Below are 23,441 nucleotides of genomic sequence, written 5' to 3'. Positions count from 1 at the left end.
GACCGCCAGATGCCTGACGCCGCGCCCGACAATCAGCGATCGTCGCGGCGCGGCTTCTTGCCCTTGAACGGCTTGCCCGCCGGGCGGGTGTCGCCGTCACGCGGGCCGGACTTCGCGCCGAAAGGCTTGCCTGCGAAGGCCTTGCCGCCGCCTGACTTGCCCGCACCGAAAGGCTTGCCCGCAAAGGACTTCTTCTCGCCATAGGGCTTCTCGGCATGCGGCTTGGTGCCCGACCGGAACGAGACGTTCGGGTCGGAAAGCTGCTCGCGGTCGCGGCTCACCGGATCATAGGGCTTGGCGCCGAAGGGCTTGGACTTGCCTTCATAGGCCTTCTTCTTGCCCTCATATGGCTTCTTCTCGCCACCCTCATAGGCTTGGCGATCATAAGCCTTCTTCTCGTAGGGCTTCTTCTCATAGGCACGTGCCTCCGGGCGCGCATCACGTTCCTCCGCGCCATGGCGCTCGGGACGGCTCCGCTCCGGCTTGCCATAGGCTGAGGGCGCATGGCTCGCCTTCTCGGCGAAGGGCTTGGCCGGACGGCGCTCTTCCTCGCCGGTCACCGGCTCGATCGTGATCTTGTCGCGGTCGACTGCCTTGGCCAGTTCATAGAAGCGCTCGGCGACATCGGCATCGATCTCGACCTTGGTTTCCTTGTCGAAGATGCGGATCGCGCCGACCTCGTCGCGCGTGATCTTGCCTCGGCGGCACAGCATCGGCAGCAGCTGGCGCGGATCGGCACCGTCCTTGCGGCCGACACTCAGGCGGAACCAGACCGTATCGCCGCGCGGGCCCGCCTTCCGCGGCCCGTCCGAACGCGGACTATTTTCGCGGCCCTCGCCGAAGCGCGAGCCCTCACGCGGGGCATAATCGTCCCGCGATCGCGCCGGGCGGCGCTCGTCGCGCGCATAATTGGGATCGCCGACCTCTTCGGCCGCCGGCAGACGCGAGCGATAGACACGCACCAGCGCAGCCGCGATTTCCTCGGCCGAACGCCCCTTGAGCAAGGCTTCGACCATCGCTGCATCGTCCTCGCCCGGTTCCCCGGTCAGGATCGGGTCGCTGAGCAGACGCTCCTGATCGAGCGCGCGGATCTCCTCCTGCGTCGGGGCGCCGGCCCAGACCGCCTCGACCTTCGCCTCGCCCAGCAGCATCTCCGCCTTGCGGCGCCGCGACGGCGGCACCAGCAGAACGCTGGTGCCCTTGTTGCCGGCGCGCCCAGTGCGGCCCGAGCGGTGTTGCATCACCTCCGGGTCGTTCGGCAGCTCGGCATGGATGACCAGCGTCAGCCCCGGCAGGTCGATGCCGCGCGCCGCCACGTCGGTCGCCACGCAGACCTTGGCCCGCCCGTCGCGCAGAGCCTGCAGCGCCGAGTTGCGCTCGCTCTGCGACAGTTCGCCCGACAGCGCCACCGCCGAGAAGCCCCGTTCCAGCAGGATTGCCTCGAGATGGCGCACGGCGTTGCGGGTGTTGCAGAACACCAGCGAACAGGCGGCATCATGGAAGCGCAGCAGGTTGACGACGGCGAGCTCGACCTCCTTGGGATAGACCCGGATGGCGCGGTACTCGATGTCGGCATGGCCGCGCGCATCGCCTGCGACCTCGATGCGCAGCGCATCGTTCTGGTAGCTCTTGGCGAGATGGATGATCGCCTTGGGCAGCGTCGCCGAGAACAGCAGGCTGCGGCGATCTTCCGGCGAGGTCTTGAGGATGAATTCGAGATCGTCGCGGAAGCCGAGATCGAGCATCTCGTCGGCCTCGTCGAGCACCACGGCCTTCAACGCCGAGACGTCGAGGCGATGGCGCTCGATATGGTCGCGCAGACGGCCAGGCGTACCGACGACGATATGCGCGCCCTCGTCGAGCAGGGCGGCCTCGCGGCGCGGGTCCATGCCGCCGACGCAGGCAATGACGCGGGCATTGGCATGCTTGTAGAGCCAGGCGAGCTCGCGCTGGACTTGGAGCGCCAGCTCACGCGTCGGAGCGATGATCAGCGCAAGCGGCTGGCCGGCGCGCCCGAAGGCCTCCTCCTCGCCGAGCAGGGTCGAGCCGATGGCGAGGCCATAGGCGACGGTCTTGCCGGAGCCGGTCTGCGACGAGACCAGGAGATCGCGCCCGATGGCAGCGTCCTCCAGGACGGCGTTCTGCACCGGCGTCGGGTCGGAGTAATTGCGTTCGGCGAGCGCGCGCGCGAGCGGCGGGCTCGTGGTCAGAAAGGACATGGGGTGTCGGGCCTAGAGTTACGGCGCAGGGGAAAGACGGCGCAGGATGTCGGGCGATGGGCGTGAGCGCAGCCATCGATTGCAGCGGCTCTTAGCGCAAAAGCCAGCGGAAAGAAACTGTTACGGCGAAGGATGCGGAAAGTGCACCGGCTCATGCCCGGAGCGGTCTTGACGACTCAGCCCCATCGCGCGATTTCGCCGCCCCTGACGAGGAGAGCGACGCGGATGCGGCTGGCAATTGTTGCGGTGTTGATGGCGGTAAGCGGGCTGGCGCAGGCCCAGGACGGCGCGCACATGATGACGCTGGCAGAGGTCAAGCAGCGCCGGGCGGAACTTGCAGGGCTGTTCGTTCGCGTCGAGAACGTCACCATCTCCGGCTTCGCCATGTCGCGCGGCGGCCTCGCCAGCGATGCCAGCACCGGAGTACACCTTGACGATGGTGGCATGCCGATGGACACGATCACCTATCTCGAACGCAATTGCGCCAAGGCCGGCGCGGCGGCAGCTCCGGCCGGATGCCGCGGCGCTCTGGAATTCACCGTCGCGCAGGCACGCGGCAATTTCACCATCAGCGACGCGCAGTTCATCCCGCAGCGCTGACCCGCATGGCGCCACCGCTTCCGTGGCATTGCCACGAACCGGCCCCCTGCGCTCTGATCCGGACGGGCATGAGCCGGAGAGGAATCGCATGGACCAACCGCCGCGCCGCTTCGGCCGATATGATGTATCGATCCTCCATGACGGCTTCTTCGAAGCTCCCTCCCAAGTCCTGACGCACACCTCCGGCCAGGCGACGCGCCGTGACGCGATCGCTCGCTGGGGCCATCCGAAGATCCGCATTCCCGTCAGCGCCTTCCTGCTGCAAGGCCCCGACGGGATCACCCTGGTCGATGCCGGCACCGGCACCGCCTGGGGCGAAGCCTATGGCTACGCCCGAGCCGCCCTGCAGCATCGCGGTGTCGAGCCCGGGCAGGTCCGGCGCATCCTGATCACCCATCTTCACGGCGATCACGCGCTCGGGCTTGTCGCAGGCGACAAGCCCTATTTCCCCGAGGCCGAGATCATCGTGCCCGCGGCCGACCTCGCCTTTTTCGGTGACGAAGCGAAGCGCGCCACGACGCCAAAGGACCGGCAAGGCGGCTTCGACATCGCCGCAACGCTGCAGCAGCTCTATGCGGGGCGGCTGCGCAGCGTCGACCCGGGAACCGTTCTGCCAGGCATCGAGCTGATCGCCCTGCCCGGGCACACCCATGGCCATAGCGGCTACCTGATCGGCGACGCGACGCGCAGCCTGCTGCTCTGGGGCGACGCCCTGCATCTCTCGTCGCTCCAGGCAGGCGATCCCGACATCGGCATCGTCTATGATCTCGACGGCGCGGCAGCAGCGCGGACACGCCGCGACATCCTCGACCGTGCCGCCAGCCAGGGCTGGATCGTATCGGGCGGGCATATCGAGGGCTTCGCGACGGTCGGCACGCGCGGAAACGGATTCGAACTGATGCCGGACTGACGGCGTCAGCCTCTGACTCCAGCCGCCTCCAGCAGGCGCCCGGCGGCTGCCCTCGCCTCTTCGGTGATGCTCGCGCCAGCCAGCATGCGCGCGATCTCCTCGCGCCGCGCCTGATCCTCCAGCCCCGAGACCCGCGTCACCGTCCGCGAGGCGGCGTCGCCGTCCAGCGCCGATTTTGCGATCAGGAAATGTTGCGCCGCCTTCGCCGCGACCTGCGGGGCATGCGTCACCGAAATCACCTGCACCTTGCCGGCAAGCCTCGCCAGCCGCTCGCCAATGGCGTCGGCCACCGCCCCGCCGACGCCGGTGTCGATTTCGTCGAAGACCAGCGTCGGCGCCGAGCCACGCTCGGCCAGCACGACCTTCAGCGCCAGCATGAAACGCGAAAGTTCGCCACCGGAGGCGACTTTCATCATCGGTCCCGGCCGGGTGCCCGGATTGGTCTCGACCCAGAACTCGACGCGGTCGAAACCCTCCGGCCCGCGCGCGCTCTCGTCGCTGTCGATCTTGGTGATGAAACGCGCCCGCTCCAGCTTCAGCGGCGGCAATTCGGCCCTGACGGCGCCATCGAGCTTCGCAGCGGCCTGATGCCGGGCCTTGGACAGCGTGTCGGCCAGCGCTACGAAATCCGTCTCCGCCTGCCTGACCTCCTCCTCGAGGCGGCCCAGCGAGGTTTCGCTCTCGTCGAGCGCCGCGAGATCGCCGGCCATGCTCTGGGCCAGCACGGTCAGCCCCTCGACCGGCACGTCATATTTCCGCGCAGCAGCGCGCAGTGCGAACAGCCGTTCCTCGACACGCTCCTGCTCGCGAGGATCGTATTCGGCGGCGCGCATGCCGGCCGACAGCGTCTCGCCGGCCTCTTCCAGCGCGACGATCGCCGTGTTGAGCGCCGCGAGCGAAGGGTCGATCAGGGCCGGGGCCTGCCCGGCCCGGCGTTCGAGGCGGCGCAGTACGGCCGACAGCGCCGCGATCGGCGAGCCCTGCCCCCCGACCGCCTCATAGGCGTCGATCAGGTCGCGCGCGACCTTCTCCGCTTGCATCATACCCTGGCGCGCCGCCGCGAGTTCGTCCTCCTCGCCGGCCTTCGGCGCGAGCTTGCCAAGCTCGGCAACGGCGTGGCGCAGAAAATCGGCCTCCTTGCGGGCCGCCTCGACGCGGATGCGCTGGGTCTGCAGGGCCTGACGCGCGCGCTTCAGTGCCTCGCTCGAGGCCGCGACGGCCTCGGCCTGCTCCTCAAGCCCACCGAAGCCGTCGAGAATCATCCGGTGTTGGGCCGGGTCGGTCAGCGCCCGGTCGTCATGCTGGCCATGGATCTCGACGATCGCCGCCCCGATCATGCGCAGGATCTGGACGCTGACGGGCTGGTCGTTGACGAAGGCACGGGTGCGTCCATCGGCATACTGCACCCGGCGCAGGATGAGGTCGCCGTCGGTGTCGATCTCCTGCGCCTGGGCGAGCTTGCGCGCCAGATGCGCAGCCGGAAGGTCGAAGACCGCGCTGACCTGTCCCTGCGCCTCGCCATGACGCACGAGTCCACCATCGCCGCGCCCGCCGAGCGCCAGCGCAAAGCCGTCGAGCAGGATGGATTTGCCGGCACCGGTCTCGCCGGTCAGCACGCTCAAACCATCGCGGAACGCCAGATCGAGACGGTCGATCAGGACGATGTCGCGTATCGCCAGTTGGACCAGCATGGGGTCAGCGCAGGCTCAGGAAGCAGGGCATGCGCAAGCGACCCTCATGAGGAACAGATCAGCTACGGCTGCCGAATCCGACGATTCCGGTGACGGCGCGCGAGAAGCCCTGGAAAGCGCGGCTGATATAGGAACCGCGATCCTCGCGCGGCTGCAGACCGCCGCTCTCGAGCAGGGCATAGGCATCCTTGTACCACGGGCTCTCGGGGAAATTGTGCCCGAGCACAGCCGCCGCAGTCTGCGCCTCGTTGGTGATGCCCATCGCCATATAGGCCTCGGTCAGGCGCATCAGCGCCTCCTCGACATGGCGGGTGGTCTGGTACTTGATGATGACGTCACGGAAGCGGTTCACCGCACCGGTGTAGTTGCGCTTCTCGAGATAGAAGCGCCCGACATTCATCTCCTTGCCGGCGAGCTGGTCGCGCGCCACCAGGAGCTTCTCCTTGGCGTCGAGAACATATTCCGACTTGGGGTACTTCGCGATCAGCTCCTCGAAGGCGGCGATGGCGAGCGCGGTGCGCTCCTGGTCGCGGGTCGCATCCGGGATCTGGTTGAAATACGACATCGCCATCAGATACTGCGCATAGGCAGCGTCCGGGCTTGCCGGGTTCTGCGCGATGAAGCGCTTGGAGGCGGTGATCGTCTCCTCCCACTTCGACGCCTGGTAGTTGGTATAGGCGGCGAGGATCAGGCCCTTCTTGGCGTAGGGCGAGAACGGCGCCTCCTTGTCGATCTGGTCGAACTTCTTGGCCGCGCCTTCGCTGTCGCCGTTCTGCAGGCGCGCGAGCCCCTCATTGTAGAGCTTGTCGGCCGGGACGACTTCGGTGACCTCTGGCTTGTACACCTCCGGCCGGTCGAAGGGGTTCAGCGCCGAGACCGTGTCGCAGCCGCCAAGCATCAAGGCCATCCCGAGGGCCAGGGCAGTGCCCTTCCACATCGATTCGGCGCGCTTGAATGTCGGATTGTTCAGCCGCATGCCGCTCACGTCGTCCGTCCTCTTGATCATCGTCCCCGCTTCATGGGGATGCATGCCTTACCTCAGACGCCGCAACCGCGCCACTACCGAAAGCACGAGCCCACGGCGGTGACGTCGTCTATTCGACAGAAACCCGGCGATAGGAAGGCGCGAGCGGCTCAGCCGAGCTTCGCTCAGTGGACATCCGGCGCGAAAGCCGCAGGCGCGGCCGCAGCCATCTGGACGGCGCGCGGCGCAGCATAGACCGGCTCGGCCTCGACGATCGCGTAATTGGCGCGGTCGGCGAAGAGAGCCTCCAGAATGCGCACGTTCAGGCGATGGCCGCCGCAATAGGAGCGGAACTCGCCCTGGATCGGATAACCGGCCAGCGCCAGATCACCGATCGCGTCGAGGACCTTGTGGCGGACAAACTCGTCGCCATAGCGCAGGCCTTCGGGGTTGATCACCTTGTCGTCGCCGATCGCCACGGTGTTGTCGAGCGAGGCGCCGAGCGCGAAGCCGGCCTTCCAGAGCTGCTCGACGTCGCGCATGAAACCGAAGGTGCGGGCGCGCGAAATCTCGCGGGAATACGCCGAAGGCTCGAGGTCGAAGACCTTGCGCTGGCGGCCGATCACGGTCGTGTCGAAATCGATCTCGACATCGAGGCGGAAGCCGGCCTCGGAGGGGACCAGCTCGGCGAAGGCGCGGCCGTTCTCGACGCGGACCGGCTGCAGGATCTTGATATAGCGGCGTGCGGCCGACAGGGCGACGACGCCCGTCGCCTCGATCGCGGCGACGAACTCGGCGGCGCTGCCGTCCATGATCGGCATTTCCGGGCCGTCGATCTCGACGAGCGCATTGTCGAGGCCAAGGCCGGCGCAGGCCGACATCAGATGCTCGATGGTGGCGACGGAGGCCGAGGCGCGATCACCGATGACGGTGCAGAGCTCGGTCGCGCTCACCTTGGTGTGCTTGGCGTGAATGAGCTGCGCAGGACCGTCGTCGAGGCCCTTGCGGAGGAAGACGATACCGGAATTGGCGCTGGAAGGCTTCAGGCAGATCGTGGCAGGAGCCCCGGAGTGGACGCCGATTCCGGTCAAGGTGACGGGGGCGCGCAGGGTGGTCTGCCGATCGAAGCTCATTCCGGTATCCAATCCTGATCGCGAACGTTGCCGTTTCATGTGCTCACACAAGTGAAGGGCGGGTCGTCGGCGATGCCTCTGAAGCGGGGAGCAGGTTGAGGCCCGACTCCTGTATTCCGTGGTGCAGCTGCAACATAAGCTTTTGAGGCAGCCTCACAAAATCACGCTTTCTTACGCTCTGTTACAGCTTCGAGGCGTTGGCTCAGGCCGGCGCAATCGTTTGGAATCGTTAGGCTTTCAGATGCAGGAAATCCCCGGCGCCATAGAGTGCGCCGGGGAGTGTTACAAAACCGTGAAGGTAGGCTCCGGTCTCAGTTCGCCTGCCGGCGCAGGAACGCCGGGATCTCCAGGTGATCCTCCTCGCTGGAGCGATTCGGGGCAGTGCGGCCGAGCTGGTCGAGCTGGCCCTGCGCCGGACGGGCAGCCGGAGCGGCCGGGCGGCGCATGTATTCGGCATGGGCCGCGCTCGGCGCCTGCGGGATCGCGGGGGCGACCGGAGCCTGGCGGACCGGCGCGGGCTGCTGCTCCTGCATCTCCTCATCCTTGCGGCCGAAGCCGACGGAAGCGAGGCGCTGCATCAGCGACATCCGCTTCTGGTCGACGGGGCTCGGCGCTGCCGGCGCCGGTTGCACGCCGCGATTCGCAGCGATCTGGTTCTGGGCCGGCATCGGCAGATCCTCGATCCGCGGCATGCGCGTCGGGCGGACCACGGAACGCTCCGGCATCGGCGGGATGAAGCTGTCTTCCAGCATCGGTGCGTGCTCGGCCGGCATCATCATCGGCTCGGGCGCGGCGGTCATCACCGGACGCGGCGGCTGGGCGGGCTCGATGCGGATGTCTTCCGACAGGCTGGCGCGGCTCTGGGTCTCGATCTGGACCGGCGCACGCATCTCGAGCTGCTGCTCGACGGGCGCCGGCATCGGGACCGGCGGGGCCTGGCGAGCAGGAGCCGCGGTGCGCAGGCGGGCCTCGGCCTTCAGCCGTTCGGCAACCTGGGCGATGCGGGCTTCGGTCTCGTCGACCTCGGCCTGGCTGGTGATCGGCTTGTCGATGCCGGTCGCCACCACCGAGACGCGGACCACGCCCTCGAGCGATTCGTCGAAGGTCGCGCCGACGATGATGTTGGCTTCGGAATCGACCTCCTCGCGGATGCGGGTGGCGGCCTCGTCGACCTCGTAGAGCTTCATGTCGCGCCCGCCGGTGATCGAGATCAACAGGCCGCGCGCGCCCTTCATCGAGACGTCGTCGAGCAGCGGGTTATTGATCGCCGCCTGAGCTGCGGTCAGCGCACGCTTCTCGCCCTGCGCCTCGCCGGTGCCCATCATCGCCTTGCCCATGCCGCGCATCACGGCGCGCACGTCGGCGAAGTCGAGGTTGATCAGGCCGGGACGAACCATCAGGTCGGTGATGCAGGCGACACCCGAATAGAGCACCTGGTCGGCCATGCCGAAGGCGTCGGCGAAGCCGGTCGTCTCGTTGGCGACGCGGAAGAGGTTCTGGTTCGGGATGACGATCAGTGTGTCGACCGCCTCGTTGAGTTCGCCGATGCCGGCCTCCGCCATGCGCATGCGGCGATGGCCTTCGAACTGGAACGGCTTGGTGACGACGCCGACGGTCAGGATGCCCATGTCGCGGGCGACGCGGGCGATGGCCGGAGCCGCGCCCGTGCCGGTGCCGCCGCCCATGCCGGCGGTGATGAAGACCATGTGAGCGCCCGCCAGATGGTCACGGATCTCGTCGATCACCTCTTCGGCCGCGGCCCGGCCGACCTCCGGCTGCGAGCCGGCGCCGAGACCCTCGGTGACCTGCAGGCCCATCTGGATGATGCGCGAGGCGCGGCTGAGCGCCAGCGCCTGCGCGTCCGTGTTGGCCACGACGAAATCCACGCCGTCGAGACCGGCCTCGATCATGTTGTTGACCGCGTTGCCGCCCGCGCCACCGACACCGAACACCGTGATTCGGGGCTTGAGTTCCCGGATGTCCGGGGCTTGCAGATTCATCGCCATGGTTGCCTCTTTTGATCCTTTGTCCGGCGCCTGGCGGGAGCCGTCCCGATTGCTACATTCGACGCCGTGGCCCCTGGGGGCCGGTACTCACACAGATCTTGAACCTGCCGCGGAAAGCCGCCTCTGCTTCCGCGCCCTGTTCAGAAACTTTCCTTCAGCCACCGCCCGACACGCGAGAAGTAGCCGTCCGTTCCGGTCGCGAAATAGGCCGCGCCGGCGCGGGGTTCGAAATGCTCGACATGCGCCACCTGCGGATAGACCAGCAGGCCGACGGCAGCCGCGAAGGCCGGGCCCTTGCCGGCCTCGGGCAAGCCCTTGATCCCGAGAGGGCGACCGGTGCGGACCTGGCCGCCGAGGATGCGCCGCGCCACCTCGGGCAGGCCGGTGAGCTGGCAGGCGCCGCCCGTCAGCACGACCCGGCGCCCGGCCTGGGCGGAGAACCCGGCCTGGGTCAGCCGGTCGCGCACCAGTTCGAGGATCTCCTCGACGCGCGGCTTGATGATCCGGACCAGATGCGACTTGGCGAGATGGTTCGGCGTGTCGCGCTCGTCGTCGTCGACCTGCGGCACCGAGATCATGTCGCGCTCGTCGGAAGCGCTGGAAATGCAGGAGCCGTGCAGCGTCTTCAGGCGCTCGGCCGCCGAAACCCGGGTCGACAGACCGCGGGCCACATCCATGGTGATGTGGTTGCCGCCGACCGCGATCGCGTCCGTATGCATCAGGTGCCCGCCGGAGAAGACACCGAGGCTGGTGGTGCCTCCGCCCATGTCGACCACGACGACGCCCATTTCGGCCTCGTCGTCGACCAGCACGGAGAGACCCGACGCGTAGGGCGTCGCCACCACTGCCTCGACCTCGAGATGGCAGCGTTCCACTGCCAGCATGACGTTGCGTGCGGCCGAGGCCTCGCTCGCGACGACATGCATGTCGACCGAGAGCTTGCCGCCGATCAGCCCGCGCGGATCGAGCACGCCGGGCACGCCGTCGAGCGCATAGCCCGTCGGCAGGGCGTGGAGCACGGCCTTGCCGGGGCGGATCGCATGGGTCGCGGCATGGGCGAGCACGCGCTTGACGTCGCCATCGCCAACCGAGCCGGCACGGAGATCGACGCTGGCCGCATAGTGCTGCGAGGCAATGCGTCCGCCGGTGAGGTTCACGATGACCGACTGGACCTCGACCTTCGCCATCCGCTCGGCGGCGTCGACCGCCGCACGGATCGCGCGCTCGGCGCTTTCCAGATCGATGATCGCGCCACCCTTCAGGCCGAGCGAGCGCTGGTGCCCGATGCCGATGATGCGCGCGACATGGGTGCGGCCGCGCAGGCGCTCATTGGCCTCGGCCGGGTTCAGCTCGGCGATCAGGCAGACGACCTTGCTCGTGCCGATATCCAGAATCGACAGCGTCGCGCTCTTGCGCGACGAGAGCGGACGCATCCGCGGGGTCAGGCCCTGGGAGGTGACGTGGTTCACGCCTCGCCTCCCTTCTTCTTGGTCTTGCTCTTGAGCTGGTCGGCGCGGGCGGCAGCCCCCTCCTCCGTCAGCCTCATGACGACGCGGTCCGCCTGGCGCAGATCGATCGCCAGCAGGTCCTTGTCGAGGATCCGGTAATCCGCCTGGAGCGAGGCGAGACGCTTGACGGCGGCGGCGGCCTCCGTCTCGGGCAGGCGCACATCCATCCCGTTGTCGAGCTTGAGCGTCCAGCGCCGGCCCGAGACCAGCGTCGCTGCGCGGATATGGGGCGCGATCGCGCCGGCCTCGGCGCGCAGCGCGACGTATTCACGCGCCCGGTTGTTGGCGTCCGCGCCGACGACGAGCGGCAGGTGGGCAAAGCGTCCGTCGTCCATCTTGTCGATCACGGTCCCGTCTGCTGCGATGACGAAGAGCTCACCCTTCACCTGCCAGAGCGCGAAGGGCTCGCGCTCGACCAGCGTGATGGCGACTTCGCCTGGATAGAGTTTCCGAACGGTCGCCTCGCGGATCAGCGGAGCGGCCTCCAGGCGCTTGCGGGCCTGGTCGGCATCGAAGAAGGCAAGCGAGGTCTTGGCGTCGATCCCCGCCGCGACCAGCACTTCGACTTCGGAGAGTTCGGCGATGCCCGAAATGGTCACGCGATCGATCCCGAAGCCGACGAGGCGGGCCAGCATGTGGTGCGGCTCGCCGTAATTCTCGCGAAGCGTCTCGACATGGCCGCCGAGCACCGTGCCGCAGCCGAGGCTGAGGCCGAGGAAGCCCAGTGCCAGCCAGGTGCCCAGACGCCGCGGCAGGCGCTGCGCCAGCGGCACCGCGACCGCGCTGCGGCGCGAACGGCGCAGCCAGCGTCCGGTCCGCTCGCCAACGAGCAGTTGCGGCCCGGGAGCCGGGACCGGCAGACGCGAGGCAGCCACCGCCGCCACTGTCTTCACCGATCGAGGGAGGCGTCCTCCACCATCCATTTGACGAGCTCACCGAAGTTAAGGCCCGCGTGGGCAGCCAATTCGGGCACCAGGCTGGTCTCGGTCATGCCGGGCTGTGTGTTGACTTCCAGCCAGACGAGAGTGTCGGTCTCGTCGTCGTAGCGGAAGTCGGATCTGCTCACGCCCCGGCACCCGATTGCTTGATGCGCCGTTAACGCACACTCTTCGATCTGCTGGTAAATTTTTGGTAAAATTTGAGCCGGGCAGATGTGGATCGAACCACCTTTTGTGTACTTCGCATCGTAGTCGTAGAACTCCCCCGTGGCGGCCCGGATCTCGGTCACGCCGAGCGACTTGCCCGCCATCACGGCACAGGTCAGTTCCCGCCCGGAAATAAACGTCTCGGCCAGCATCGTCTCGCCGCAGGGCCAGTCGGGACGGGCAATTTCCTGGGGCGGATGCTCGCGCCCCTTCTTCACGATTACCACGCCGACTGACGAGCCTTCGTCGACCGGCTTGAGCACATAGGGCGGCGGCAGAACGTGCTTCTTGGCCGCCTCGAAGCGCGACACATTGATTCCATGCGCCACCGGCACGCCGGCGGCCTGGACCACCATCTTGGCCTTGTCCTTGCGGATGGCGAGCGCCGAGGCCAACACGCCGGAATGGGTATAGGGGATACGCAGGATCTCGAGCACGCCCTGGATCGTACCGTCCTCGCCAAAGCGGCCATGCAGCCCGTTGAAGGCGACGTCCGGCTTCAACTTCGCCAGGACTTCGGCGATGTCCCGGCCGACATCCACGCAAGTGACCCGGTAGCCCACGCCTTCCAGCGCCGCTGCGCAGGCCGTGCCGCTGCTGAGGCTGACCTCCCGCTCGACGGACCATCCGCCCATCAGCACTGCGACGTGTTTCGTCATCGAGGTCCCCGACCGATTTGATCGGGCGACCCTCGGTCGAACATGGTTAACGGGCCGTTAACCCTCGCCGGATTGCAGGTACGCCGGGACGCATCACTGGCGGACCGTGCTCAGGCGGCCACGCCGATCCGCTTGATCTCCCAATGCAGATCGTAGCCGGAGTGATCCTTCACGCGGCGCCGGACCTCCTCGCCCAGCCCCTCGACATCGGCCGCCGTCGCGCCGCCCGTGTTGATCAGGAAGTTGCAGTGCATCTCCGAGACCTGCGCCCCGCCGACGCGCAGGCCGCGGCAGCCGGCTGCGTCGATCAACTGCCAGGCCTTGCCGCCGGGCGGGTTCTTGAAGGTCGAGCCGCCCGTGCGCTCCTTGATCGGCTGCGCCGCCTCGCGCGCCGCGGTCACTCGGTCCATCTCGGCCTGGATCTCGGTCCGGTCGCCCGGTCGGCCCTGGAACAGCGCCGAGGTGAAGATGATGCCATGCGTTGCCTCGGCACTGCTGCGATAGGCAAAGCCCATATCGGCATGGCTTAGAGTGACGATCTCGCCGGCCCGCGTGACGCCGCGCGCCTCGACCAGGACATCGGTGGTCTCGCCGCCATGGGCGCCGGCATTCATCCGCAGCGCCCCGCCGATGCAGCCGGGAATGCCGCGGAAGAAGGCGAGCCCGTCGAGCGAAGCATCCGCGGCGGCCCGCGCCACCTTGACGTCAGGGACGGCCGTCCCGGCGCGCAGCCGGTCGCCCTCCTCGATTGCGATCTCGCCGAACGCCTTGCCGCCGAGCCGGATCACGAGGCCGGGAATGCCGCCGTCGCGCACGATCAGGTTCGAGCCGAGTCCGACGACCGTGATGGTGATGCCTTCGGGCAGCTTCGACAGGAGATAGGCCAGATCGGCCTCGTCCGCCGGAGTGAACAGCGCCTGGGCCGGCCCGCCGACCCGGAACCAGGTCAACGGCGCGAGCTCGGCATTGGCGAGCAGGCGGCCGCGAAGCTCGGGCGCGGCCGCGCGGATGGCGGGAGTGATGTCGGGGAAGGTCATGATCACCGATTTAACCGAACTCCCGCGAGGGGAGAAGGATCAATCCGCGAGGCTCACCCCTTCAGCGCCGCCAGCTCTCCCGGCAGCGCATAGGCCCACTGCGTGATATTGCCGGCGCCGAGCAGAACGACGTAATCGCCCGGCCCGGCAACCTCGGCCACCATTCCCGCAAGCTTGTCGGAACTCTCCAGCGGCAGCGCATGACGGTGGCCGCGCGCCTTGATGCCCGAGACCAGCGAATCGCGATCGGCACCCGGGATCGGCGCTTCGCCAGCCGCATAGGTGTCGGCGACGATCACCGTGTCGGCATCGTTGAAGCAGGCGGCGAAATCGTCGAACAGGCTGGAGAGCCGGGTGTAGCGATGCGGCTGAACCACGGCGATGACCTTGCCCTTGGTCGAGGCGCGCGCTGCCCGCAACACGGCGGCGATCTCGACCGGGTGATGACCATAATCGTCGAAGATCAGCGCGCCGTTCCACTCACCGGTCTTGGTGAAGCGGCGCTTCACGCCGCCGAAGCCGGCCAGCGCCGCCCGGATGCTCTCGACGGGCACGCCGAGATCATAGGCGACTGCGATGGCCGCCGTGGCGTTGAGCGCGTTGTGATGGCCGGGCATCGGCATGATGAGGTCGCGAATCACCTCGTCGCGGCCGCGCTTGCGGTCGCGGATCAGGAGCGTGAACTTTGCCTGGCCGCCCGACAGGTCGATGTCGATCAACCGGAAATCGGCCTGCGGGTTCTCGCCATAGGTGATGATGCGCCGGTCAGTGATCTGCCCGACCAGCCCCTGCACCGTCGGGTGGTCGATGCACATCACCGCGAAGCCGTAGAAGGGCAGGTTCTCGACGAAGCTGCGGAAGGCCGCCTTGATCGCGTCGAAGGTGCCGAAATGGTCGAGATGCTCGGGGTCGATGTTGGTGATGATCGCCACATCCGCCGGCAGCTTCAGGAAGGTGCCGTCCGATTCGTCGGCCTCGACCACCATCCAGTCGCTCTCGCCCATGCGCGCATTCGTGCCGTAGGCGTTGATGATGCCGCCATTGATCACGGTCGGGTCGAGCCCGCCCTTCTCCAGCAGCGTCGCGACCAGCGAGGTCGTCGTGGTCTTGCCATGGGTGCCGGCGACGGCGACCGCGGTCTTGAGCCGCATCAGCTCGGCCAGCATCTCGGCGCGGCGGACCACCGGCAGGCGCTTCTCGCGGGCTGCGACGAGCTCCGGATTGTCGCGCTTGATCGCGGTCGAGACGACGACGACCTCGGCTTCGCCGAGATTCTCCGCCTTGTGGCCGACGAAGGTCTTGATGCCCTTGTCGGCGAGGCGCTTGACGTTGGCTCCGTCGGAGGCGTCCGAGCCCTGCACCTTGTAGCCGAGATTATGCAGCACCTCGGCGATGCCCGACATGCCGATGCCGCCGATGCCGACGAAATGGATGGAGCCGAGTTCGACCGGCAGCTTCATGGTTCAACGATCCCTGGTGTCTCTAAAGCGTTTGCAAGCCAAGTGGTCACCGGCTCGCGTGACGAAAGCGCGTGGCAACAAGATGGTCTAGGAGCCGGCCACGTCGATGACGAGGCGGGCGAGACGGTCGGCGGCATCCGGAATTCCGGCGCTCTTGGCGTTCCCCGCCATGACCGTCAAGTGTTCGGGCTGTTTCAGCAGCCCGGAAAGTTCGCTTGCAAGCCGGCGCGGCGTGAACTCCGGCTGCAGGATGCGGATCGCTCCCCCGGCCGTCTCGAGGAAGGCAGCGTTGGCAGCCTGGTCCTGATCGAGCGCGCCCGGCAACGGCACCAGAATCGACGGCCGGCCGATGACCGTCAGCTCCGCCACCGTCGACGCGCCCGAACGCCCGACGATGAGGTGCGCCTGCGCCATCCGTGCCGGCAGGTCCTTGAAGAAGGGCGCGATCTCGGATTTGACGCCGAGTTGTCCATAGATGCCGTTGACCCGTTCGAAATCCTCGGTTCGCGCCTGCTGCGTGATGAAGAGCCGGGCCCGCTCCTCGGCACTCAGGAGCTGGATCGCGGGCGGCACGATGTCGGCCATGATGCGGGCGCCCTGGCTGCCGCCGAACACCAGCAGATTGAAGCTTCCGGCATCCGGCCGGCCATAGGGCGAGACCGCAGCGGTCACGGCAGGCCGGACCGGATTGCCGACATGCCTGCATTTCGCTTCCGCCGCCGGTGAAAGGCCGCCCACCTGCGAGAAGCCGGTCCCGATCGCGTCCACCCAGCGGGACAGGAAGCGGTTCGCCCGTCCGGCGACGGCATTCTGCTCGTGGATCATCGTCTTGGCGCCGGCCAGCGCCGCGCCAAGCACCGGCGGAACCGTCGGATAGCCGCCGAACCCCACGACCAGCGCGGGCCTTGCTTCCTTGACCGCGCGCCGCGCCGCCAGCACCCCCTTGGCGATATCCAGCACGCCGCGGGCCTTCCCTGACAGCGAACGCCCGGATGGTGTCGCGGACGGCACGGGAATGACGGCATCCGCCGGAAAGTCGCCTGCGAACTCGGCCCCGCGCGGATCCGTCATCAGCACGACCCTGACGCCCTGTGCGCGCAGCACATGGCTCAGCGCCTCGGCGGGAAACAGGTGCCCGCCCGTGCCCCCGGCCGCGAGAATGACGAGCTTGCCCTGCCCCATCGCGTCAGTTCCTGAACCGGCCGAAATCGACGGCTCGCGGCCGCTTGCGTGTCAGGGCCAACAGGAAACCGGTGCCAATGGCCAGCGAGATCAGCGAGGAGCCGCCATAGGAGACGAAGGGCAGCGTCATGCCCTTCGCCGGCATCATGTGCAGGTTCACCATCATGTTGATCGAGGCCTGGATCCCGAACAACAGCGCGAGCCCCGTGACGGCAAGGCGGATGAACGGATCCTCGGCCTTCTGCGCCACGCTGAGCGAGCGCAGCACGATCAGCGCGAACAGCATGACGAGCAGGATGCAAACGACGATGCCAAACTCCTCGGCCGTGACGGCAAAGATGAAGTCGGTATGCGCATCAGGCAAGATGCGCTTCACCGTGCCTTCGCCCGGCCCCTTCCCGAGCCAGCCGCCCTGGGCGAAGCTCTCCAGCGCCGTATCGATCTGGAAGGTGTCGCCCGAGCCCTTGTCCATGAAGCGCTCGATGCGGGCGCGCACATGCGGCACCAGCTGGTAGGCGATCAGGATGCCGACGGCCCCCGCCCCGCCCAGCCCCAGAACCCAGAACCAGTGCAGGCCGGCGACGAAGAAAAGGCCGGCCCAAACGAGCGTCACCAGCATGGTCTGGCCGAAGTCAGGCTGCAGCACGAGCGGCGCGATCGTCGCCGGCAGCAGCAGGAAGGCAAGCCAGGTGCCCGGCAGGTCGGGCCGGCGCCCCCCCTCGGAGAAGGCCCAGGCAGCGAGCACGACGAAGGCCGGCTTGATGAATTCCGAAGGCTGCACCGAGCCGAGCGGGCCGAGCGTCAGCCAGCGCCGCGCGCCTTTGACCTCGACGCCGAGATAAAGCGTCGCCACGACCATGGCGAGCGAGCCGACATAGATCAGCAGCGCCGCCCGACGAACCTGGCGCGGTGTCATGAACGAGACGCTGATGAAGATCGTCATCGCGATGAAGAGATAGGCCGCCTGCCGGTTGACGAAGTGGAAGGTCGAAAGACCGAGCCGCTCCGCCACGGGCGGGCCGCCCGCCATCAGTAGCACGACGCCGGATACCATCAGCGCGACGAGACCGCTGAGGATGACGCGGTCGATCGACCACCACCAGCGGCCGCTGAGAGAGGGTTCGGCGCGCGAAACCATGACGGGGGCTCCAGAGCAGGCAGCGCGCAGGTGAAGCGCCGCGAATCCGAATCACTCTGTCAATGAAGGGTTAACGGAATGATTCCGAAGCGGGCCAGCGCTACTGCAGATCGCCGAAGGCCTGCTTCAGACGCGAAACGGATTCCGCCACGACCGCACGCGGCGTCGCGAGATTGAAGCGCAGGAAGGAACCGCCGCCGGCGCCGAAACTCGGCCCGTGATTGGCCGCGATCAGCGCCTGCTTCTCCACCCGTGCGGTGAACTCGGCCGCCTCCATGCCGGTCCCGGCGAAATCGATCCAGGCCAAGTAGGTCGCTTCGAGCGCCATCGGGCGAAGGCCCGGAATCGTAGCGAGGCTTTCCTCGAACAGCCGGCGGTTGCCATCGAGATAGCTGACCAGGGCATCGACCCAGGTCGCGCCCTCCGGGCTGTAGGCTGCCGTCGCCATGACCATGCCGAACGCGTTGGGCGAGACGCCCCGGGCATTGAGGCTGGCCTGGAACGGCGCGCGCAGCGCCTTGTCGGCAATGATGACGTTGCCGACATGGCAGCCGGCAAGGTTGAAGGTCTTGGTGGAGGCGGTCATCATGACCAGCCGGTCCTGGATCTCCGGCGCCGCCAAAGGCATGGCGATGTGCTTGTGGCCTGGCATGACGAGATCATGGTGGATTTCGTCGCTGACCAAGATGAGGTCGTGCCGGACGCAGAATGCCGCGATCTCGCGCAGTTCGTCGCCGGTCCACACGCGGCCGCCCGGATTATGCGGCGAGCACAGCACTAGCATCCGCTCGCTGCCCGTCATCCGCGCGTCCCAGCCGGCGATGTCGAGAACATAGCGGCCATCCTCGATCGCCAGCGGGCACTCGACCACGCGCCGGCCGGCCGCCGCGATCACACGGGCAAACGCATGATAGACCGGCGTCATCAGGACGACGCCGTCGCCGGGCTTGGTATAGGCGTCGACGCAAAGCGCCGTGCCGTTGACCAGCCCGTTCGTGGTGAAGATCGCCTCCGACTCGACGTCCCAGCCATGGCGGTTCTTCATCCACCAGCGAATAGCGTCGTGATTGGCCCGGGCATCGCCGAAATAGCCGTAGAGGCCATGTGCCGCCATGCCTTCGAGCGCGGCCTGCACGCAGGCGGGCGGCCGGAAGTCCATGTCCGCCACCCACATCGCGATGCCGCTGGAAGCCGGAACGCCATAGATCGATTCCATCATGTCCCATTTGGCCGAATGGGTGCCGCGACGCTCAATCTGCTCGTCGAAATTCGGGGCGATGGTCATCGTCGATCCTCACTCGGTAGGCGTACCGAGCCAGCCGGTCGCCCTGCAGCCATGTCGCATTTGACGCGCTTGGGCCAGTTCGAGCGCGAATGGCCGCCATGCTCCAAAGCCGGCGCGGCCGATCGCGCCCCCGGCCGAAGCCATGCCCCGCAGAGGCTTCTGGGTTCCGCGCTGGCTGATACGCGCGGGCCGGCGGCTCAGAACCTGCGGCAGCGTCGGCATTCGCCAAACCCTGCGTCGAGCGACTGCCGCTCACGCCGGGTGGGACTTGGGTGGGCAAGCTGTGGCTTTCAGACGGCCGCTGGACGTCGCCCTTCAGAAGATCGGCGCCCAACACGGCCGACAGATCGTGCCGAAAGTCATCAAGCTCGACATCGAGGGCTACGAATACCATGCGTGGCGGGGCATGAAGCGGACGGTCGATGCGGCTGAGCCCCTCGCGCTCCTGATCGAGTTCGCACCGAGGCGCTATCTCCGGCAGGGCCTGGATCCGCTGGACTTCCTTGACGAGCTGGAGGCGGCCGGGTTTTCCCTCAGCACCCTTCACCCGAGCAAAAAGGGCATCCGCAAGCTGCCGTTCAAGCGCGACACGGTTCAGCCGATGATCGAAACCGACGGCGGCGTTGATATCGTAGCCGAGAAGGGCTCCCCATACGTTTGGCCATAGCCGGAGCCATCTGGTCGCGAGCAGCGACGCGGCGGGTTCCCGTGACTGGCTCGACGCGGAGCTCCGCTGCCGCCGGCATGGATCTGCTGGAGCTCATGCTGCGCACTCGGCTGGCAAACATGGATGGTCCGAAAATTCGTGTTAATCCGCTTGTCGACGGCACTTGGCCGAAGCGGTCGAGAAAGCCGCGGCAAGGGCGCAGGCATTCAAGTCGGGGGGCGTTCGGTGGTTCTTGGAAAGTGGTTGTCTCGTCGCGCTCGAATGGGCGCCAAGCCACCTTCGGAACCCAGGAAGGTCATTCGCACTGCGCCGCCAACGCCTCATGGGCTCACAGGCGTCTATCTCGGCCGCGGCCGCGTGCTGTCACGCCTCTGGACCGGCAACACCATCGTCCTTCCGGGCGATACCCTGGATGTCGGGCCTTCGATCATGACGACTGGAGCATGGGAGCCCGACAACTCCGGATACATCGCCCATGTTCTGGAGCCCGGAGACGTCTTCATCGATATCGGGGCCAATGTCGGATATTTCACGATCCTCGCGGCCGAGCTCGTCAAGCCAAACGGTTTCGTCGTGGCGTTCGAGCCGCAAAAGGCGCTTCTGCCCTTCATCCAGGAGAGCGTGATCGCCAACGGCTTCCAGCGGATCTGCCATGTGAGCGACGCGGCTATCGGCGCGACCGAAGCCGATGGCCTGTTGGGCCATTGTGACTTGCTGTCGGGCTCCGCTTCCATGGTGCCGAGCTTTGGTGACGGCAGCCGCGCCGCGGACATCGTCACGGTTCGCCCGCTCGACGACATTCTGGAGGAGATCAGCGCTCAGTACGGTCGGCGCCTCGTGCCGACGATCATCAAGATGGATATCGAGGGGTACGAATACCATGCTTGGCAGGGGATGAAGCGCACCGTCGCGGCCGCCGAACGGATCGCACTCATCATCGAATTCGCACCGCGACGGTATCTCAATATGGGGCAGGACGCTTTTGCTTTTCTGGACGAGCTCGAAGCCGCTGGCCTCACGCTCTTCGGCTTGCGCGATACCGACCAAGTCACGCGCAAAGTCCCGTTCAAGCGCGAGACGGTCCAGGCGATGATCGAGGCGGACGCATGGATCGACCTCATCGCCGAAAAGGGCGACCCCATGCGACGCTAGGGCGTCACCTCGCCAGGAGCATTCGGACTTCGGAGAGCGAGACGGTATCGAATCCCTGGGAGCCATTCGAAGACGGGAGACGAATGGCCGCCGATCACACCGTCATTTGACGCCGAACGGCTCGAACCCCGGCAGCGCCTTCACCAGCGCCCGGAAGGCGTCACCACGCACCTCGAAATTCGGGAATTGGTCGAAGGAGGCGCAGGCCGGCGAGAGCAGCACCGCGATCTCACCCGAACCGCCATGCGCCTGTGCATCGCGTGTCGCATGTGCAACCGCAGCGTCGAGCGTGCCGCTGCGCTCATAGGTGACACGGCCGTCATCGTCGAAGGTCGCCGCAAAGAGGTCGCTGGCCGCGCCGATCAGATAGGCCTTGGCGATGTTCGGGAAATACCGGCGCAGGGACTCGATACCGCCATCCTTGGCCTTGCCGCCGAGTATCCAGAAGATGTCGCGGAAGGAGGTCAGCGCCTTCTCGGTTGAATCGGCGTTCGTCGCCTTGGAATCGTTGATGAAGACGACCTGGCCGATGCGGCCGATCTCCTCCATGCGATGCGCGAGGCCGGGATAGCTCTTGAAGCCCGCCGCGATCTCGTCCGCCGACAGCCCGAGCGCGAAGCAGGCCGCAAAGGCAGCAGCCGCGTTCTGGGCATTGTGCGAGCCGCGCAGGCTACCGATCCCCGCAAGATTCGCGACGATGCGCGGCTTGCCGTCGAGCACCTGGACAATCCGCGTTTCCAGCGCTCCCCCATTTGCGGTGACGCCGGCGAAGACGCCGTCGTCGAGCGGCTGCTCGCCGCTGATCCTCACCAACGGGAGCCCCGAGGCGGCACGCCGCCGCGCCATCTGCTTGGACGGCTCGTCGTCGACGCCGACGATCGCGATGTCGGAGCCGGCGACGAGCCGCTCCTTGATCGCGCCGTAGTTTTCGAAGCTGCCATGCCGGTCGAGATGATCCGGCGTCAGGTTCATCTGGATGCCGATTGTCGGCGCCATCGAGAGCGCGAGGTCGATCTGGTAGCTCGAACATTCAACGACATGGACGCGTCCCTCGGCCGGCGGCTCCAGTGCCAGAACCGCCGTGCCGATATTGCCGCCCATCTGCACGTCGCGCCCGGCCGAGCGCAGGACATGGGCGATCAGCGCCGTCGTCGTCGACTTGCCGTTCGTGCCGGTGATGCAGACCACTGGCGCGCCCGGCGCGATCTTGCCGCGCTCGCGGAAGAACAGCTCGACGTCGCCGATGACCTCGATGCCGGCCGCGCGCGCCTTGTCGACGGTCCAGTGCGGGACCGGATGGGTCAGCGGCACGCCCGGCGCCAGGATGAGGCTGTGAAATGCTGCCCAGTCGACCGACGCCAGGTCGACGACCGCGATGCCTTCGGCGGCGGCCTTGTCACGGCTGGCCGGGCTGTCATCCCATGCGGAGACCTCTGCACCTCCGGCTGCGAGCGCGCGGGCCGTGACGAGGCCCGACCCGCCGAGCCCGAACAGCGCAACCTTGCGCCCTGAAAAAGCGGTGACTGGCGTCATGGTCAGCGCAGCTTCAGCGTCGAGAGACCGATCAGCGCGAGCACGACGGAGATGATCCAGAAGCGGATCACGACCTGCGGCTCGGTCCAGCCCAGCTTCTCGAAATGGTGGTGGATCGGCGCCATCAGGAAGACGCGCTTGCCGGTCCGCTTGTAGACGAAGACCTGGATGATGACCGAGAGCGCCTCGATCACGAACAGGCCGCCGACGATGGCCAGGACGATCTCATGCTTGGTCGCGACGGCGATGACGCCGAGCAGGCCGCCGAGGCCGAGCGAACCCGTGTCGCCCATGAAGATCTGGGCCGGCGGCGCATTGAACCAGAGGAAGCCGATGCCGGCGCCGATGACCGCACCGCACACCACCGCGAGCTCGCCCGCACCGGGCACATGGTGGATCTGGAGGTAGTTGGCGAAGATCGCATTACCGGTCAGGTAGGAGATGAAGCCGAAGGTGGCGGCCGCGATCATCACCGGCACGATCGCGAGCCCGTCGAGCCCGTCGGTCAGGTTGACCGCATTGCCGGCGCCGACGACGACGAAGGCCGTGACCAGCGGGAACAGGATCCCGAGCGGAATGACCAGTTCCTTCAGGAACGGCATCGCAAAGCCCGATGCGATCGCCGGCGGACCGAGCTGCATCACGAACCAGCAGGCGATCAGCGCGATCACCATCTCCAGCCCGAGGCGCGCCTTGCCGGAGAAGCCCTTGTGGGACTGCTTCGTGACCTTCAGGAAGTCGTCGTAGAAGCCGATCGCGCCATAGCTCACGGTGACGCCGAGCACGATCCAGACATAAGGGTTGCGCAGATTGCCCCAGAGCAGCGTTGCCACGAGCAGGCCGCCGAGGATCATCAGCCCGCCCATGGTCGGCGTACCGCGCTTGGCGAGATGCGTCTGCGGTCCGTCGGTGCGGATGGGCTGGCCCTTGCCCTGCTTGATCCGCAGCCACGAGATTGCCGCCGGACCGAAGAAAAAGACGACCAGGAGGGCCGTCGCAGTGGCGCCGCCGGCCCGGAAGGTGATGTACCGGAAGACGTTCAGGATCGGGAACGTGCTGGAAAAGTCGGCGAGCCAGACGAGCATCTGATTTTCGGTCTCTTGTTCTCGTGCGCCTTCGAGCGAAGTGGGCACCGTTTCGCGTGACGAAAAC

Annotated in this window: 19 protein-coding genes; 4 read left to right on the top strand and 15 right to left on the bottom strand. The window is 67.1% G+C overall.

Going from position 1 to position 23,441, the window contains the following annotated elements:
* Positions 1-32: 32 nt before the first annotated feature.
* A complete protein-coding gene (locus VGN82_RS24095) occupies positions 33-2,219 on the bottom strand; it encodes a DEAD/DEAH box helicase (protein ID WP_327529610.1) in 2,187 nt (728 codons plus the stop codon).
* Between the two features lie 225 nt (positions 2,220-2,444).
* Here VGN82_RS24095 and VGN82_RS24090 point away from each other — a divergent pair, with 225 nt between their 5' ends.
* Both VGN82_RS24090 and aidB read left to right on the top strand, forming a co-directional pair.
* Positions 2,445-2,819: a hypothetical protein gene (locus tag VGN82_RS24090; protein WP_327529609.1), complete on the top strand. Its 375-nt coding sequence runs from the start codon at positions 2,445-2,447 to the stop codon at positions 2,817-2,819.
* Between the two features lie 88 nt (positions 2,820-2,907).
* A complete protein-coding gene (aidB, locus tag VGN82_RS24085; RefSeq protein ID WP_327529608.1) occupies positions 2,908-3,729 on the top strand; it encodes an AidB family quorum-quenching N-acyl homoserine lactonase in 822 nt (273 codons plus the stop codon).
* A gap of 5 nt (positions 3,730-3,734) precedes the next feature.
* Here aidB and recN read toward each other — a convergent pair whose 3' ends face one another.
* From recN to VGN82_RS24025, 12 genes are all read right to left on the bottom strand, one after another.
* Positions 3,735-5,420, bottom strand: coding sequence for a DNA repair protein RecN (gene recN, locus VGN82_RS24080; protein WP_327529607.1), 1,686 nt, complete (start codon positions 5,418-5,420; stop codon positions 3,735-3,737).
* Between the two features lie 58 nt (positions 5,421-5,478).
* Positions 5,479-6,357, bottom strand: a complete 879-nt coding sequence (locus VGN82_RS24075) for an outer membrane protein assembly factor BamD (protein WP_327529943.1) — start codon at positions 6,355-6,357, stop codon at positions 5,479-5,481.
* Between the two features lie 212 nt (positions 6,358-6,569).
* Positions 6,570-7,517 (bottom strand): UDP-3-O-acyl-N-acetylglucosamine deacetylase, encoded by a 948-nt coding sequence (lpxC, locus tag VGN82_RS24070; protein WP_327529606.1) that lies wholly within the window; start codon positions 7,515-7,517, stop codon positions 6,570-6,572.
* 311 nt (positions 7,518-7,828) lie between these two features.
* Entirely contained in the window at positions 7,829-9,523 is a 1,695-nt protein-coding gene (ftsZ, locus tag VGN82_RS24065) for a cell division protein FtsZ (protein ID WP_327529605.1), read from the bottom strand.
* Positions 9,524-9,663: 140 nt separating this feature from the next.
* Positions 9,664-10,956: a cell division protein FtsA gene (gene ftsA, locus VGN82_RS24060; RefSeq protein WP_327529942.1), complete on the bottom strand. Its 1,293-nt coding sequence runs from the start codon at positions 10,954-10,956 to the stop codon at positions 9,664-9,666.
* Between the two features lie 32 nt (positions 10,957-10,988).
* A complete protein-coding gene (locus VGN82_RS24055; RefSeq protein ID WP_414644377.1) occupies positions 10,989-11,954 on the bottom strand; it encodes a cell division protein FtsQ/DivIB in 966 nt (321 codons plus the stop codon).
* Positions 11,921-12,835, bottom strand: coding sequence for a D-alanine--D-alanine ligase (locus VGN82_RS24050; RefSeq protein ID WP_327529603.1), 915 nt, complete (start codon positions 12,833-12,835; stop codon positions 11,921-11,923). The genes VGN82_RS24055 and VGN82_RS24050 overlap by 34 nt, the downstream gene beginning before the upstream one ends.
* 110 nt (positions 12,836-12,945) lie before the next feature.
* On the bottom strand, positions 12,946-13,872 hold the full coding sequence (gene murB / locus VGN82_RS24045) for a UDP-N-acetylmuramate dehydrogenase (RefSeq protein ID WP_327529602.1): 927 nt from the start codon (positions 13,870-13,872) through the stop codon (positions 12,946-12,948).
* Between the two features lie 53 nt (positions 13,873-13,925).
* A complete protein-coding gene (gene murC, locus VGN82_RS24040; RefSeq protein ID WP_327529601.1) occupies positions 13,926-15,332 on the bottom strand; it encodes a UDP-N-acetylmuramate--L-alanine ligase in 1,407 nt (468 codons plus the stop codon).
* Positions 15,333-15,419: 87 nt separating this feature from the next.
* Positions 15,420-16,514, bottom strand: a complete 1,095-nt coding sequence (gene murG, locus VGN82_RS24035; RefSeq protein WP_327529600.1) for an undecaprenyldiphospho-muramoylpentapeptide beta-N-acetylglucosaminyltransferase — start codon at positions 16,512-16,514, stop codon at positions 15,420-15,422.
* A 4-nt stretch (positions 16,515-16,518) separates the two neighbouring features.
* Positions 16,519-17,652 (bottom strand): FtsW/RodA/SpoVE family cell cycle protein, encoded by a 1,134-nt coding sequence (locus tag VGN82_RS24030; RefSeq protein ID WP_327529599.1) that lies wholly within the window; start codon positions 17,650-17,652, stop codon positions 16,519-16,521.
* 100 nt (positions 17,653-17,752) lie between these two features.
* A complete protein-coding gene (locus VGN82_RS24025; protein ID WP_327529598.1) occupies positions 17,753-18,937 on the bottom strand; it encodes a MalY/PatB family protein in 1,185 nt (394 codons plus the stop codon).
* 142 nt (positions 18,938-19,079) lie between these two features.
* Here VGN82_RS24025 and VGN82_RS24020 point away from each other — a divergent pair, with 142 nt between their 5' ends.
* On the top strand, positions 19,080-19,604 hold the full coding sequence (locus tag VGN82_RS24020) for an FkbM family methyltransferase (protein WP_327529597.1): 525 nt from the start codon (positions 19,080-19,082) through the stop codon (positions 19,602-19,604).
* A 123-nt stretch (positions 19,605-19,727) separates the two neighbouring features.
* On the top strand, positions 19,728-20,756 hold the full coding sequence (locus VGN82_RS24015; RefSeq protein WP_327529596.1) for an FkbM family methyltransferase: 1,029 nt from the start codon (positions 19,728-19,730) through the stop codon (positions 20,754-20,756).
* Positions 20,757-20,858: 102 nt separating this feature from the next.
* Here VGN82_RS24015 and murD read toward each other — a convergent pair whose 3' ends face one another.
* Together murD and mraY are read right to left on the bottom strand one after the other, a co-directional pair.
* Positions 20,859-22,289, bottom strand: a complete 1,431-nt coding sequence (gene murD / locus VGN82_RS24010; protein WP_327529595.1) for a UDP-N-acetylmuramoyl-L-alanine--D-glutamate ligase — start codon at positions 22,287-22,289, stop codon at positions 20,859-20,861.
* Positions 22,290-22,291: 2 nt separating this feature from the next.
* Positions 22,292-23,374: a phospho-N-acetylmuramoyl-pentapeptide-transferase gene (gene mraY / locus VGN82_RS24005; protein ID WP_327529594.1), complete on the bottom strand. Its 1,083-nt coding sequence runs from the start codon at positions 23,372-23,374 to the stop codon at positions 22,292-22,294.
* Positions 23,375-23,441: the final 67 nt, after the last annotated feature.

Origin of the sequence: Allobosea sp. (genome assembly GCF_035999205.1) — a bacterium.
Classification (GTDB): Bacteria; Pseudomonadota; Alphaproteobacteria; order Rhizobiales; family Beijerinckiaceae; genus Allobosea.
Note: the sequence above shows the minus strand (reverse complement) of the source record. Positions and strands in the feature narration are given on the sequence as shown.

Coding starts and splice junctions, on each gene's coding strand:
- VGN82_RS24095 (WP_327529610.1), bottom strand. CDS start 2,219: ATGTCCTTTCTGACCACGAGCCCGCCGCTCGCGCGCGCGCTCGCCGAA.
- VGN82_RS24090 (WP_327529609.1), top strand. CDS start 2,445: ATGCGGCTGGCAATTGTTGCGGTGTTGATGGCGGTAAGCGGGCTGGCG.
- aidB (WP_327529608.1), top strand. CDS start 2,908: ATGGACCAACCGCCGCGCCGCTTCGGCCGATATGATGTATCGATCCTC.
- recN (WP_327529607.1), bottom strand. CDS start 5,420: ATGCTGGTCCAACTGGCGATACGCGACATCGTCCTGATCGACCGTCTC.
- VGN82_RS24075 (WP_327529943.1), bottom strand. CDS start 6,357: ATGTGGAAGGGCACTGCCCTGGCCCTCGGGATGGCCTTGATGCTTGGC.
- lpxC (WP_327529606.1), bottom strand. CDS start 7,517: ATGAGCTTCGATCGGCAGACCACCCTGCGCGCCCCCGTCACCTTGACC.
- ftsZ (WP_327529605.1), bottom strand. CDS start 9,523: ATGGCGATGAATCTGCAAGCCCCGGACATCCGGGAACTCAAGCCCCGA.
- ftsA (WP_327529942.1), bottom strand. CDS start 10,956: ATGCGTCCGCTCTCGTCGCGCAAGAGCGCGACGCTGTCGATTCTGGAT.
- VGN82_RS24055 (WP_414644377.1), bottom strand. CDS start 11,954: ATGGATGGTGGAGGACGCCTCCCTCGATCGGTGAAGACAGTGGCGGCG.
- VGN82_RS24050 (WP_327529603.1), bottom strand. CDS start 12,835: ATGACGAAACACGTCGCAGTGCTGATGGGCGGATGGTCCGTCGAGCGG.
- murB (WP_327529602.1), bottom strand. CDS start 13,872: ATGACCTTCCCCGACATCACTCCCGCCATCCGCGCGGCCGCGCCCGAG.
- murC (WP_327529601.1), bottom strand. CDS start 15,332: ATGAAGCTGCCGGTCGAACTCGGCTCCATCCATTTCGTCGGCATCGGC.
- murG (WP_327529600.1), bottom strand. CDS start 16,514: ATGGGGCAGGGCAAGCTCGTCATTCTCGCGGCCGGGGGCACGGGCGGG.
- VGN82_RS24030 (WP_327529599.1), bottom strand. CDS start 17,652: ATGGTTTCGCGCGCCGAACCCTCTCTCAGCGGCCGCTGGTGGTGGTCG.
- VGN82_RS24025 (WP_327529598.1), bottom strand. CDS start 18,937: ATGACCATCGCCCCGAATTTCGACGAGCAGATTGAGCGTCGCGGCACC.
- VGN82_RS24020 (WP_327529597.1), top strand. CDS start 19,080: ATGCCCCGCAGAGGCTTCTGGGTTCCGCGCTGGCTGATACGCGCGGGC.
- VGN82_RS24015 (WP_327529596.1), top strand. CDS start 19,728: ATGGTCCGAAAATTCGTGTTAATCCGCTTGTCGACGGCACTTGGCCGA.
- murD (WP_327529595.1), bottom strand. CDS start 22,289: ATGACGCCAGTCACCGCTTTTTCAGGGCGCAAGGTTGCGCTGTTCGGG.
- mraY (WP_327529594.1), bottom strand. CDS start 23,374: ATGCTCGTCTGGCTCGCCGACTTTTCCAGCACGTTCCCGATCCTGAAC.